Raw genomic sequence first — 13,270 nt, 5'->3', positions numbered from 1 at the left:
TCACGCCCCGACCCTAATCGTGTCAGCGGCGTCGGCGCAGGGCGCGGCCGACGACCACGGCGGAGGCGAGGGCGAGGGCCGCGGCCGGGGCGACCCAGCGCAGGGTGGCGCCGGCGCTCGACGCCTGCGGTGCGGGCACGGGGGCGTACCGGCCGCGCGGCGGCGCGTGGTCGACCTCCTCGGCGCTCCGTCCGATCATGGTCCGACGGGCGTGGGCGGCCTCGGCGGCGGGCTGCGGAGCGGGGAACTCGATGGGCGTGTCGCCGAAGTCCCCGCCGAGGACCGGGTCGAGGGAGGGCGGCGGGACGGGCGCGTCGAAGACCGAACCCCGGCGCGGCTCCTCGGCCCCGTCGTCGATCCCGTCGTCGATCCCGTCGTCGTTCTCGTCGGCGGCGGAGTCGAACGCGACGACGGCGTCGGAGTCGGTGCCGTCGACGGAGGTGGAGTCGGCGTCGGCTCCAGCTCCGGCATCGGCGCGGGCGTCGGCTCCGGCGCCACGGCCCTCGGCGGCGGTGCCGTCGCTCGGCCGTCCCGCCGCGTCCTGCTCCGCCGCCGCCGTCTCCAGCCCCGCCACGAACCTGCCGAGAAGCTTGGCGCCCGCCGCGGCCCGGTCCTCCTCCGTCACCTCGGCGAGCCGGCCGCCCGCCGTCAGAGCGCCGGTGAAGGTCAGCCGGGTCCCCTCGGCCACCGGAGTGAGGACGACGGTGAGCGACAGCTCCGCCGTGCCCTTGCCGCGGGCCTCGGCCCCCTGCCCCTCGTACGTGATCGCGTCGTCCCGCTCGACGATCCGCAGGGCGCCCCGGTAGGTGATGGTGTGGCCGCCGACCCGCACCTTGAGCCGGCCGGTGAGCGCGCCCTCCTCCTGGGCCGCCCCCTCGGCCGGCGCCGCGGCCGCGCCGGCGTCCCGCTGGAGGCCGGGCACGCAGCGCACCACCCGGGCCGGGTCCCTGAGCGTCGCACGCAGAACCTCGGCCGGGACCGGGACGAACACCTCATGCTCCATGGAAGCCGAGCCTACTCAGACGGGACGGCGGCGTCGCCCGTTCGGCGCGGATCCCGGCGTCCGCGCCGCCCGGCCGCCGGGACGCCCGCCCCGCCCCGGCGGCTCCTCCTGCCGAAACCTTCAGCCTCCGTACCGCGGGTGGACCAGCGTCGACGGGGGCAGGGCGGTCCCCCGCGCGCGCTCGGCGCGGCGGGCCGCGGCCGCCAGGGTGTCCTCGCCGAGCGAACGCAGCCGCGGCGCGTCGGGGGCGAGGCCGAGGGCGGGCGGGCGGCCGCCGCCCGGCGCGGCCAGCAGGAAGCCCCAGTCGCCGGGCCCCCGCCCCGTGGCGGCGGTCCGGTCGGCGCGGTCGGGTCCGGCGGCGAAGCCCGGGGTGCGGCCGCTCGCGCTGTAGGGGCGGGTCGCGAAGCCCGCGGCCCGCAGGGTGGCGTCCACGGTCCAGTAGGTGCGGGGCCGGTCGGCGACGGAGCCCGCGTGCACGGCGAACCGCCCGGTGGGCGTGAGGACCTGGGCGACGAGCCCGTAGAACTCCTGCGCGTACAGCTTGGCGCTGGGGGTGATCCCGGGGTCGGGCAGATCGGAGATCACCACGTCGTACCGTTCCTGCAGACGGCCGGTGGCGCCCCGGAGCCAGTGGAAGGCGTCCGCGTGGACCACCCGGACGCGCGGGTCGCGGAACGCCTGGGCGTTCAGCCCGGCGAGCGCCGGGTCCGTCCGGGCGAGGCGGACGACCCCGGGGTCGAGCTCGACGACGGTGACGGAGCGGACGCCGGGGTAGCGCAGGACCTCGCGGGCGGCCATGCCGTCCCCGCCGCCGACGATCAGCACGCGGCCGTGGCCGCCGTTCATCGCGGGGTGGACCAGGGCCTCGTGGTAGCGGTACTCGTCCCGGCCGGCGACCCGCAGGCGCCCGTCGAGGAACAGGTCGGGCGGGCCCTCCGGACTCCCCGTCACGACGATCTCCTGGAGGTCGGTGTGGACGGCGACCCGCACCCTCTCCCCGTACACCGCGCGGCGGGCGGCCTGCTCGAAGTCGTCGACGAGCACGGTCGCGGTGGCGAGGACCGCGAGCACCGCCACGTTCACCGCGACGAGCAGCGCCCGGGAGCGGGCGGTCAGGTCGCGGCGGAACACCCAGAGGACGAGGCCGCCGCCCGCCACCGCGTTGACCGCGCCGGTGACCAGGGCGCCGGTGAGCTGGCCCAGCCAGGGCAGCAGCAGGAAGGGGAAGGCGAGGCCGCCGACGAGCGCCCCCACGTAGTCGGCGGCGAAGAGGTCGGCGACCGTCCCGGCGGCGTCGTCCTGCTCGCCGAGCGAGGCCTTCCGCCCGGACCGGCCCGAGCGGTCGCCCCGCTGTATGAGCGACATGAGGAGCGGGATCTCCGCCCCGACGAGCACCCCGATGGCGAGGGAGAACGCCACGAGGACGTACCGCGACTCGCCGAACCAGGCGAAGGCCGCGTACAGCACCATCGCCGAGGTGCCGCCGACCAGCGCGAGACCGGCCTCGACCAGGCCGAAGCCCACGGCGGCGCGGCAGCGCAGCGCCTTGGCGAGGAGCGATCCCACCCCCATGGCGAAGACCATGACGGAGAGCACCACGGAGGCCTGGGTGACCGAGTCGCCGATCAGGTAGGAGGCGAGGGCGACCAGTTCGAGCTCGTAGACCAGGCCGCAGGCGGCGCAGACGAAGACCACCGCGAGCACCGGGAACCGGACCGTTCCGCCCGGTGGATCGGGCCGCCGCGCGGGCGCCCGCCGCACCTCCTTGGGTGGCATGGTCACGGTCGGCTCGATCATGACCGTAACGCTACGTCACGACCCGGATGCCCCCTGTCACCCACACGAGTGGATCTGGGGCGCCGAGAGGGCGTATCAGAGCGTTGCGGGCATACGTACGCCGATACGCGTCCTGGTCACCACCAACTGCCCCTCCTGCGGGTAGGCGTGCCAGGTCCGCCAGCGCACCTGGCCCTCGTGGCGCTGCGCCAGCATCGCCGTGAAGGCGTGCGGGGAGCCGGGAAAGGTCCCCGCCAGCCCCTGCGGATGGTCGGCGACGAGCGCCAGCAGCTCCTGCGCACGGCCCGCGAAGGAGCCGTGCGAGAGCGTCTCGACGCGGGCGGCGAACTCGTACTCCCATCCGCCGACGCGCTTGGAGACGCCGAGCGGCAGCGGGGTGCTGCTGCCGGGCATGCAGGCCACCGTCTCCGAGCAGCTGCCGCCGTCCTCTTCCAGGAGCACCTGATGAGAGGCACCGAGCAGCCTCAACTGCAGTTTTGCGCCCGTGAGTTCGAGGTCGAGCACGGCCAGGGCGGGAAGCGGCTCGCGCCCGAGGGCCCAGGCGAGGTCGGCCGCGCGGGTGTCGGTGTAGGAGGTCTTCAGGGTGGTGAGCATGGGTCGGCTCCGCAAACACGGTTTGACGGGTGGGCCGGGGGCGCCCCGGAGAATCCACGGAAGTGGGGAATCGCAGGCTCGGGTCCACACACGGTCCGAGGGCTGTCTCTGTCAGGAGCGAGAGAACCACGGACCCGGACGACTCGCAGCGTTTTTACCCAACTTGCTGTGTTTTCCAACCCCTTCGGGGAGCCCACAGTTCACTTGTTCAAACAGAACCGGTCGACGGGTACCGGCCGCTTGCCCACGTCACGTGCCAGACGCCTGCGGAGCCGCCGGGGCGCCGCGCGGGCGCCCCGGGTCCTGGTGACGACCGACCGGCCACCCGCTGCCCGGCCCGTCGCCGGGTCCACGCTCAGCTGCCGCCGCCGCAGCCGCCGCCGCCCCCGCAGCTGGACGAGCCGCCGCCGCAGGAGCTGGAACCCCCGCCGCAGCCGTGCCCGCCGGAACCGCCGTCCACCCAGGCGCCGCCGCCGCTCGCCCCGGCACGCCGTCCGCGCGACCGGGACCGCGACCGCGACCGACCGCTCCCGCCGCCGAGACCGCCCCGCACGGCCATGACGACCGCCGCGACGACCAGGACCCCCATGACGATGAAGAATTCCATCTGTACTACCCCCGTTCGGTTGTGCGAGGGGGATTCCCGTCCCGACACCCCGTCAAAGCGCACTTGAGGAACTCCAGAGCTTCGCCGCAGGATGGCCGTCATGACACGACCGCCGCTCAACCGCCGCCTCGCCGAGTTCGGGACGACGATCTTCGCCGAGATGTCCGCGCTCGCCGCCAGGACCGGGGCGATCAACCTCGGCCAGGGCTTTCCCGACACCGACGGCCCCGAGGAGATCCGGGAGGCGGCGGTCCGCGCGCTGCGGGACGGCCGCGGCAACCAGTACCCGCCCGGCCCCGGCGTCCCCGAGCTGCGGTCGGCGATCGCCGACCACCAGCGGGACCGGTACGGCCTCGGGTACGACCCGGACACCGAGGTGCTCGTGACCGCGGGCGCCACCGAGGCGATCGCGGCGTCGCTGCTCGCCCTCGTCGAGCCGGGCGACGAGGTCGTCGCCCTGGAGCCGTACTACGACTCGTACGCCGCCTGCATCGCCATGGCCGGCGGCACCCGGGTCCCGGTCACCCTCCGTCCGCACGAGGGCGCGTACGTCCTGGACCTCGACGAACTGCGGGCCGCCGTCACCGACCGGACCCGGCTGGTCCTGCTCAACACCCCGCACAACCCCACCGGCACCGTCCTCACCCGGGCCGAACTGACGGCCGTCGCCGAGCTCGCCGTCGAGCGGGACCTGCTCGTCGTCACCGACGAGGTGTACGAGCACCTGGTCTTCGACGACGCCGAGCACGTGCCGATCGCGAGCCTGCCGGGCATGCGGGAGCGCACGGTCACCATCGGCTCGGCCGGCAAGACGTTCTCCTTCACCGGCTGGAAGGTCGGCTGGATCACCGCGAGCGCCGAGCTGACCTCGGCGGTCCGCTCCTCGAAGCAGTTCCTCACCTACGTCTCGTCCGGCCCGTTCCAGTACGCGATCGCCGAGGCGCTGCGCCTCCCCGCCTCCTACTTCGACACCCTCCGCGCCGAGCTCTCCGCCAAGCGGGACCTGCTCGGCGAGGGCCTCGCCCAGGCCGGCTTCGCGGTCTACAAGCCCGCCGGCACCTACTTCGTCACCACCGACATCCGCCCCCTCGGCGCCGAGGACGGCTTCGCCTTCTGCCGCTCGCTGCCCGAGCGCGCCGGCGTCGTCGCCATCCCGAACGCCGTCTTCTACGACCACCGCGAGGCCGGCGCTCCCTTCGTCCGCTTCGCCTTCTGCAAGCGGACCGAGGTCCTGGAGGAGGCCGTCTCCCGCCTGAAGCGCCTGGGCTGAGCCCGGGCCGCGCACCCGGACACGCGAAAGCCCGGCCCCCGTGAAGGGGGCCGGGCTCCGGTGGTGCGGTGGGGGAGGCTCAGGCCTCCTCGTCGCCGGCCTTGTCCTCGGGGGACTCCAGGCCGAACTGCTCGACGATCCACTTGTCGAACTCGATCGAGGCGCGGACCCAGCTCACCGTGGAGGACACGAAGTGCTCCAGGGCGACGCCGGTGCCGATCAGCATCTGGGCCTCGCCGATGAGGCGGAGGGTGGCGGAGCCGTCCTCCTCCTCGTGCAGGTGGGTGTAGACCTTCGGCCACAGGGTGCGGCGGTTCCAGTCGTCGATCGCGTCGAGGATCTTGGCGCGGTCGTCGGCCGAGTGCGGACGGTCGTAGAACGTCCGGACCGAGAAGACCTGCTGCTCGTCCTCGCCGCGGAACATGAAGTACGTGCGGAATTCCTCCCACGGCGCGGCGAGGTCACCCTCGTCGTCGATGACGTACTTCAGTTCCATCTGCTCGAGGAGCTGCTTGACGAGGTCCTGGTCGGGGACGACGGGGCCCGCCGGTCCTGCGGCCTGAGGCTGGGGCTGGCCCCCGAAATTCGGAATCGAGGACGGGTCGATGCTCACCGTGTATTTCCCTTCGTACGGATGCTCGCCATCCTCCCCCATGCCGGGCGGTACGTGGCAAGTCCCGCCTCCCGCGATCCGCTGCGGGCTGACAAGATCCGGCCCCCCGGGGGAGGAGACGGCGGTCCCGGACCGCGTACCGGGACGGCGCGCCGCCCCCGTACGCCCCCGGGCTACTGCGCCGCCCCCACGATCAGGCCGTCCTCGACGCGGTCCACCCGGACGGTGTCGCCGTCCCGGATCTCGCCCGCGAGGATCTCCCTGGCGAGCCGGTCGCCGATCGCCGTCTGGATGAGACGGCGCAGCGGCCGGGCGCCGTACGCCGGGTCGTTGCCCTCCTCGGCGAGCCACTCCAGCGCCTCCGGGGAGACCTCCAGGGTGAGCCGCCGGTCGGCGAGCCGCCGGGCGAGGCGGTCGATCTGGAGCCGGGCGATCCGGCCCAGCTCCGCCCGGTCGAGGGCCGAGAAGACGACGAGGTCGTCGAGGCGGTTGAGGAACTCCGGCTTGAAGCTCGCCCGGACCACGTCCAGGACCTGCTGCTTCTTCACGTCCGCCGGGGTCGCCGGGTCGACCAGGTACTGGCTGCCCAGGTTCGAGGTCAGGATCAGGATGGTGTTGCGGAAGTCCACCGTCCTGCCCTGCCCGTCGGTGAGCCGGCCGTCGTCCAGGACCTGGAGCAGGACGTCGAAGACCTCCGGGTGCGCCTTCTCCACCTCGTCGAGCAGGACCACGCTGTACGGGCGGCGGCGGACCGCCTCCGTGAGCTGGCCGCCCTCCTCGTACCCCACGTAGCCGGGGGGCGCGCCGACCAGCCGGGCGACGCTGTGCTTCTCGCCGTACTCCGACATGTCGATGCGGATCATGGCCCGCTCGTCGTCGAAGAGGAAGTCCGCGAGCGCCTTCGCCAGCTCCGTCTTGCCGACGCCCGTGGGGCCGAGGAAGAGGAAGGAGCCGGTGGGGCGGTCGGGGTCGGCGATGCCCGCGCGGGTGCGGCGGACGGCGTCGGAGACGGCCTGGACGGCCTCGGACTGGCCGATCAGGCGCCGGCCGAGCTCGTCCTCCATGCGCAGCAGCTTCTGCGTCTCGCCCTCCAGGAGGCGGCCCGCCGGGATGCCGGTCCAGGAGCCGACCACGTCCGCGATGTCGTCGGGCCCGACCTCCTCCTTGACCATGGTGTCCTTCGAGGACTCCTGCTGCGCCTCGGCCTCGCTCGCCTCCGCCAGCTCCCGCTCCAGGGCCGGGATCTCCCCGTAGAGCAGCTTGGAGGCGGTGTCGAAGTCGCCGTCCCGCTGGGCGCGCTCGGCGCGGCCGCGGGTGTCGTCCAGGCGCTCCTTGAGCTCGCCCACCCGGTTGAGGGACTGCTTCTCCTTCTCCCAGCGGGCGGTGAGGCCGCGCAGCTCCTCCTCGCGGTCGGCGAGGTCGCGCCGCAGCTTCTCCAGGCGCTGCCTGCTCCCCGCGTCGGTCTCGTTCTTGAGGGCCAGCTCCTCCATGCGGAGCCGGTCGACCGAGCGCTGGAGCTCGTCGATCTCGACCGGCGAGGAGTCGATCTCCATGCGGAGCCGGCTCGCGGCCTCGTCGACGAGGTCGATCGCCTTGTCGGGGAGGAAGCGGGAGGTGATGTAGCGGTCGGAGAGGGTCGCGGCGGCCACCAGCGCGGAGTCGTTGATCTGCACCTTGTGGTGGGCCTCGTACCGGCCCTTGAGCCCGCGGAGGATCGCGATGGTGTCCTCGACGGTGGGCTCGGCGACCAGCACCTGCTGGAAGCGGCGCTCCAGGGCGGGGTCCTTCTCGATCCGCTCGCGGTACTCGTCGAGGGTGGTCGCGCCGACCATGCGGAGCTCGCCGCGGGCCAGCATGGGCTTGAGCATGTTGCCCGCGTCCATGGCGGAGTCGCCGCCGGCGCCCGCGCCGACGACCGTGTGCAGCTCGTCGATGAAGGTGATGATCTGGCCGTCGCTCGCCTTGATCTCGGAGAGCACGGTCTTCAGCCGCTCCTCGAACTCGCCGCGGTACTTCGCGCCGGCGACCATGGCGCCGAGGTCGAGCGAGACCAGCCGCTTGTTCTTGAGGGACTCGGGCACGTCGCCCTTCACGATCCGCTGCGCGAGGCCCTCGACGACGGCGGTCTTGCCGACGCCGGGCTCGCCGATGAGGACCGGGTTGTTCTTGGTGCGGCGGGACAGCACCTGCACGACGCGGCGGATCTCGTGGTCGCGGCCGATGACCGGGTCCAGCTTGCCCTCGCGCGCGGCGGCGGTGAAGTCCGTGCCGAACTTCTCCAGCGCCTTGTACTGCCCCTCCGGGTCGGGTGTGGTCACCCGGCGTCCTCCCCTGCTCTTCTCGAACGCGTCGAGCAGCTTCGAAGCGCTCGCGCCCTGCGCGTCGAGGATCTCACCGGCCTGGCCGCCCTTGGCCGCGATCGCGACGAGGAGGTGCTCGGTGGACAGGTAGTCGTCGCCGAGCTCCTTGGCCTGCCGGTCGGCGTCGGCGATGACGGCGAGGAACTCGCGGCTGGGCTGCGGGGGCGCGACCGTGGACCCGGTGACGCTGGGCAGGGCGGCGAGCAGCCGCTCCGCGCCGGCCCGCACGACCGCCTGGTCGGCCTCGACCGCGGCGAGCAGGTCGGTGATGTTCTCGTTGTCCTGACCGGTCAGCAGCGCGAGCAGCAGGTGCGCGGGGGTCAGGTCGGCATGCCCGAGGGACACGGCGCGGCTGCTGGCCGCGTTGATCGCGTCCCGGCTCCGGTTGGTCAGTTCGGCGTCCACGTGCGGTGCTCCTCCTGGATCGTTCGGGGTCCTCTCCCTTTATGACTCTTCTAGCGTACACAAAGTTGAGTCGATTCCGCTCAAGGTGTCGGAGGGAGCTCCGCCCCCGGTACGTTCCGTGCATGGCGACCGACCCGAGGAACCCCTCCGACTCGTACCTCAGCTTCTGGCGCGAGTACCACATGTGCACCCTGACCACCCCGCGCCCGAACGGCACCCCGCACGTCGTGGCGGTGGGCGTCACCTACGACCCCGAGGGCGGTCTCGCGCGGGTCATCACCAATCGGCACAGCCGGAAGGTGGCGAACGTGCTGGCGGCGGGCGCCGCGGGCGCGCGGGTCGCGGTCTGCCAGGTCGACAAGGGGCGCTGGGCCACCCTGGAGGGCGTCGCGCGCATCCGCACCGAGCCCGAGGTGGTCGCGGACGCGGTGGCGCGCTACGCGGAGCGCTACGGGCGCACGCCGGCCGAGAACCCGGACCGGGTGGTCGTCGAGATCACCCTGACCCGGGCGATGGGGCGCGCCTGAGAGAGGCCCCGACCGTACGGGGGCAGCACAGCGGCGCCATCGCGTTTCAGGTCCGCGATGGCGCCGCTGTGTGGGGGAAGTGCCGGAGCGATCTACAACGACGGGGGAATCGCTCAGGCACTGCGGGGGGTGGCGGTGATGGTCTCGGGTTCGATCAGCTGGTGGTCCCGCTGGTCGAGGTTGACGAAGATCATGCCGTACCGGATGGCACAGCGGATGGGCTGTGGGGCGCCGCGGGGACGGCGGAGGCAGCGGTAGGCGCGGACGTCCTCGTCCTGCTCCCGTGCCACCACGATCGGCTCTCCGAAGAGGGTGATCTTCAGCGCGTCGCCACGGTGGGGGATGGCCGTGGCGAGGTCGACGAAGTGCCACCCGGACCGGTAGGCCGAAGCCATCTCCCGGCGGAACCTGGGGTCGTCCGGCGGCACGGTCACGCCCCCGCGCCCCTCGAACCGATCTCCCAGGACGGCTCGTAAGGAGCAGCGAGCACGACGTCCCGGGGAGAGCTCTCCCACGAGGGTTCGCCGGGTCCCGCGACCACCTCGTGCGCCGGGGTGCTCTCCCACGAGGGCTCGTCCGGCCCTGCCACGGAGTGCGCCGGGGTGCTCTCCCACGAGGGCTCGCCGACGGCGAGTGCGCCGAGAGCAGCCGCCGCAACGGCTATGGCGCTAAGTGCACGAACCATCCTGGTCATGGCCGATCTCCACCTCTTTTGATCACTACCTCCCCCCCGCGAGTAAGACGATGGCTCACTCCCGACCCTTTCCACCAGCCAACCCGGGCATCATGTTCCTGTAATTCATGACCCTGAGGGGGGTGCAAATGAGGCGAGAATGCGACGAGTCCGTTCATAAGCACAGTCACGGTGAACTATGCGACGTGGGCAAGGAGCTCTATGCGAGTGCCCTCCGCACCGGCCGGATAGCCCGTGCGGACGCCGAAGCCGCCCCCTGCCTGAGGGAACTCTCCCTCCTGCACCCGGACCCGGACGACAGCGAGTGCCTGCGTCCCGTGCCGCCCTCGATCGCCCTGAACCAGCTCGTGCACCCCATCGAGCAGGAGATACAGGTCCGGCGCCAGCACGCGCTGGCCCTCGCGGACGCTTTCGAGCCGTTCATGGCGATCCACACCCAGGACCCCACCGGCACCCAGGCCATCACGGTCCTCGAAGGCCTCAGCGTCATCAACGCCGCGCTCGACCGCGCGATCAACGAGTGCACCGAGGAACTCCTCACCATCCAGCCCGGCAGCGGCCGCCGCCCCGAGACCCTCGAAGCGGCCCTCCGCCGCATGGAACCGCTGCTCGACCGCGGGGTCCGGATGCGGACGCTCTACCAGCACACCGCACGGCACCATCCCGCCACCCTGGCCTACGTCGAACGCGTCGCGCCGTACGGGCTCGAACTGCGCACCCTCGAGGAGATCGTCGACCGACTGATCATCGTCGACCGCAAGGTCGCGTTCGTGCCCGCGCGCAGCGACCGCCAGGTCGCCCTCGAACTCCGCCACGAGGGCCTCGTGCAGTACCTCGTCGGCGTCTTCGACCAGTTCTGGCTGCACGGGGTGCCCTGGGAGGACGAGATCCCCTACAGCCCCTCCGTGGACGGCATCGGCGGCGTCCAGCGCTCGATCGCCAAACTCCTCGTCGAGGGCCACGTGGACGAGGCCATCGCCCGCCGCCTCGGCATGAACGTGCGCACCTGCCGCGCCCACATCGCCAAACTCGCCGCCGCCCTCGGCAGCGGCAGCCGGGCCCAGCTCGGCTACCTGATCGCGCAGTCGGGCATCCTCGAGGGAGACACCTGACCACCAGACACCTGACCAGCGTCGAACGGGACAACTCACCACCGTGTACGTACAGATCGACCTCGACGGGCCCGCCGGGACCCTCCGCGTCTCCGGGCACGACCTGCCCACCGTGGAGCTCGTACGGGCCCCCGGGACCCGCCCGGACACCCATACGCCGATCGGCACCCGCAAGCCCGCCCTGCTCGCCCTGACGGTGGCCGGGGAACCCGCCGTCGTCAAGCCGGCCCGCGCGCGGCTGCTGCGCCGCTCCTACCGGGTGGACGTCCGCGTGGACGGCCTCCGCTACCGGCTCGTCCCCAGCTCGTACGTGGACAGCCGGTTCACCCGGAACGGGAAGGCGCTCGGGACACTGGAGTCCAAGGGGGACGGCACGGTGTACCCCGACTGGGACCCGGCCGCCGCCCCGACCCCGCTCGACCACGCCGTCGGCACCGCCCTCGCCGCCGCGTTCGGCACGGGAGCGTCGCCCTGGTGGGAGACCGTCGGCGACATCGTGGCGGAGCTCATCCCGTAGCCCCGGCGGGGCCGTCCTCGTGCGAGGCCCCGAGAACGTCTGAGGCCCCCTCCACGGCTGTGGAGGGGGCCTCAGACGGTGCCGGGGGCTACTCGCCGCGCTTGGGGCGCCAGACGACCAGGGCGCTCGCCTGCTGCACGTCCTGGTACGGCACCAGGTCGCGCCGGTACGAGGCGTGCACCTGGGCCTCGCGCTGCCGCATCGCCGCCGCCGCGCCGTCGACGGCCGCCGACAGCTCCGCGATCCGGCTCTGCAGCGCCGCGACCTGGTTCTCCAGCTCGATGATGCGCTTGATCCCGGCCAGGTTGATGCCCTCGTCCTGCGACAGCTGCTGCACCTGCCGGAGCAGCTCGATGTCACGGGCCGAGTAGCGCCGGCCACGGCCCGCCGTGCGGTCCGGGGAGACCAGACCGAGGCGGTCGTACTGACGGAGGGTCTGCGGATGCAGACCGGAGAGCTGGGCCGCCACCGAGATGACGTACACCGGCGACTCGTCGGTCAGCTCGTACGGATTGCGTCGGCGCCCGTCCACCGGGTCACGCTCCCTTCGCTGCCTGGAACAGCTCCGCCCGCGGATCGTCGGAGGCGGTCGCCTCGCGATAGGTCTCCAGGGCGTCCCGTGCCTTGTCGTCCAGCTCCTTCGGCACCGCGACCTCGACCGTCACGAGGAGGTCGCCGCGGGTGCCGTCCTTGCGGACCGCGCCCTTGCCGCGGGCGCGCATGGTCCGGCCGTTGGGCGTGCCCGCGGGCAGCTTGAGGGTGACCGCGGGGCCGCCGAGGGTCGGCACCTTGATCTCGCCGCCGAGCGCCGCCTCCGTGAAGGAGACCGGCACCGTGACGGTGAGGTTGTCGTCCTTGCGGCCGAACACCGGGTGGGAGTCGACGTGCACCACGACGTACAGGTCGCCGTTCTGCCCGCCGCGCTCGCCCGGCGCCCCCTTGCCGCGCAGCCGGATCTTCTGGTTGTCGGAGACACCGGCCGGGATGCGGACCTGCATGGTGCGGGAGGACTTGGCCCGGCCGCTGCCCTTGCAGACCTCGCAGGGGTTCTCGGCGATCAGGCCGCGGCCCTTGCAGTCCACGCAGGGGTCGGTGAGCGAGAAGCCGCCGCCGCTGCCGCGCGAGACCTGTCCGGTGCCGACGCAGGTCGGGCACACCCGGGGGGTGCCGTTCTTGTCGCCGGTGCCCGAACACGCCGTGCACGGCTGCTGGCTGGACATCCGCAGCGGTACGGTCGCGCCCTCGATGGCCTCGGTGAAGCTGAGCGTCACCTCGGACTCGATGTCCTGGCCGCGCCGGGGCTGGGTGCGGGCACCCGCGCCGCCGCCGCGGTTGAACAGGCCGCCGAAGACGTCCCCGATGCCGCCGCCACCGCCGCCGAAGCCCCCGCCCGCGCCGCCCTGGGTGCCTCCGAAGAGGTCGCCCAGGTCGAAGTTGAACGAGCCGCCCGCCCCGGGACCGCCGGCCCGGAAGCCGCCGTTCCCGAAGAGGGCGCGGGCCTCGTCGTACTCCTTGCGCTTCTTGGGGTCGCCGAGGATGTCGTTCGCCTCGGAGATCTCCTTGAAGCGCTCCTCGGCCTTGGCGTCGTTCTTGTTGGCGTCCGGGTGGTTCTCGCGGGCGAGCTTCCGGTACGCCTTCTTGATCTCGGCCTCGGTGGCGTCCTTGGGGACGCCGAGAACCTTGTAGTAGTCCTTCTCGACGAAGTCCTTCGTGCTCATCGACGTCCCTCCTTCCGGACTGCTCCGGGGTCTGTCACCGCTGTGCGGCCGGT

The 13,270-nt window shown here is 72.8% G+C and carries 13 protein-coding genes; 4 read left to right on the top strand and 9 right to left on the bottom strand.

Annotated features, from left to right (window positions below; translation table 11 throughout):
• Window positions 1-22: 22 nt before the first annotated feature.
• The 4 genes from ACF09E_RS23595 to ACF09E_RS23580 form a co-directional block, all read right to left on the bottom strand.
• Window positions 23-1,003, bottom strand: a complete 981-nt coding sequence (locus tag ACF09E_RS23595) for an SRPBCC family protein (protein WP_392206879.1) — start codon at window positions 1,001-1,003, stop codon at window positions 23-25.
• 120 nt (window positions 1,004-1,123) lie between these two features.
• A complete protein-coding gene (locus ACF09E_RS23590; protein ID WP_392206878.1) occupies window positions 1,124-2,800 on the bottom strand; it encodes a polyamine aminopropyltransferase in 1,677 nt (558 codons plus the stop codon).
• A gap of 75 nt (window positions 2,801-2,875) precedes the next feature.
• Window positions 2,876-3,394 (bottom strand): DUF2617 family protein, encoded by a 519-nt coding sequence (locus ACF09E_RS23585; protein ID WP_361856279.1) that lies wholly within the window; start codon window positions 3,392-3,394, stop codon window positions 2,876-2,878.
• 355 nt (window positions 3,395-3,749) lie between these two features.
• Window positions 3,750-4,001, bottom strand: a complete 252-nt coding sequence (locus ACF09E_RS23580) for a hypothetical protein (protein WP_392206877.1) — start codon at window positions 3,999-4,001, stop codon at window positions 3,750-3,752.
• A gap of 100 nt (window positions 4,002-4,101) precedes the next feature.
• Between ACF09E_RS23580 and ACF09E_RS23575 the strand changes: the two genes are divergently transcribed.
• Window positions 4,102-5,271 (top strand): pyridoxal phosphate-dependent aminotransferase, encoded by a 1,170-nt coding sequence (locus tag ACF09E_RS23575; RefSeq protein ID WP_392206876.1) that lies wholly within the window; start codon window positions 4,102-4,104, stop codon window positions 5,269-5,271.
• Window positions 5,272-5,350: 79 nt separating this feature from the next.
• On the opposite strand, the gene ACF09E_RS23570 is transcribed toward ACF09E_RS23575, so the two are convergent.
• Both ACF09E_RS23570 and clpB read right to left on the bottom strand, forming a co-directional pair.
• Window positions 5,351-5,884: a YbjN domain-containing protein gene (locus ACF09E_RS23570; RefSeq protein ID WP_361856286.1), complete on the bottom strand. Its 534-nt coding sequence runs from the start codon at window positions 5,882-5,884 to the stop codon at window positions 5,351-5,353.
• Between the two features lie 173 nt (window positions 5,885-6,057).
• Window positions 6,058-8,649, bottom strand: coding sequence for an ATP-dependent chaperone ClpB (clpB, locus tag ACF09E_RS23565; protein ID WP_392206875.1), 2,592 nt, complete (start codon window positions 8,647-8,649; stop codon window positions 6,058-6,060).
• Between the two features lie 122 nt (window positions 8,650-8,771).
• On the opposite strand from clpB, the gene ACF09E_RS23560 reads away from it, so the two are divergent.
• Window positions 8,772-9,176 carry a pyridoxamine 5'-phosphate oxidase family protein gene (locus ACF09E_RS23560; protein WP_392206874.1) on the top strand — a complete coding sequence of 135 codons (405 nt, stop codon included), beginning with the start codon at window positions 8,772-8,774 and terminating at the stop codon, window positions 9,174-9,176.
• A 113-nt stretch (window positions 9,177-9,289) separates the two neighbouring features.
• Here ACF09E_RS23560 and ACF09E_RS23555 read toward each other — a convergent pair whose 3' ends face one another.
• Complete coding sequence (locus ACF09E_RS23555; RefSeq protein ID WP_030323603.1) at window positions 9,290-9,610, bottom strand: hypothetical protein; 321 nt, start codon at window positions 9,608-9,610, stop codon at window positions 9,290-9,292.
• 367 nt (window positions 9,611-9,977) lie between these two features.
• On the opposite strand from ACF09E_RS23555, the gene ACF09E_RS23550 reads away from it, so the two are divergent.
• Together ACF09E_RS23550 and ACF09E_RS23545 are read left to right on the top strand one after the other, a co-directional pair.
• Window positions 9,978-10,982, top strand: coding sequence for a helix-turn-helix transcriptional regulator (locus tag ACF09E_RS23550; RefSeq protein WP_361856302.1), 1,005 nt, complete (start codon window positions 9,978-9,980; stop codon window positions 10,980-10,982).
• Window positions 10,983-11,025: 43 nt separating this feature from the next.
• Complete coding sequence (locus ACF09E_RS23545) at window positions 11,026-11,499, top strand: hypothetical protein (protein ID WP_392206873.1); 474 nt, start codon at window positions 11,026-11,028, stop codon at window positions 11,497-11,499.
• Between the two features lie 88 nt (window positions 11,500-11,587).
• Here the strand turns inward: ACF09E_RS23545 and ACF09E_RS23540 are convergent, their stop codons facing one another.
• Window positions 11,588-12,031, bottom strand: coding sequence for a heat shock protein transcriptional repressor HspR (locus ACF09E_RS23540; RefSeq protein WP_015034631.1), 444 nt, complete (start codon window positions 12,029-12,031; stop codon window positions 11,588-11,590).
• A 4-nt stretch (window positions 12,032-12,035) separates the two neighbouring features.
• The gene (gene dnaJ / locus ACF09E_RS23535; protein WP_361849674.1) at window positions 12,036-13,217 is read right to left on the bottom strand and encodes a molecular chaperone DnaJ; all 1,182 of its coding nucleotides are present in this window, start codon (window positions 13,215-13,217) and stop codon (window positions 12,036-12,038) included.
• Between the last annotated feature and the right edge of the window lie 53 nt (window positions 13,218-13,270).

This window comes from Streptomyces sp. NPDC014891 (genome assembly GCF_043081085.1).
Classification (GTDB): domain Bacteria; phylum Actinomycetota; class Actinomycetes; order Streptomycetales; family Streptomycetaceae; genus Streptomyces.
This window is presented reverse-complemented; position numbering and strand designations above follow the sequence as displayed.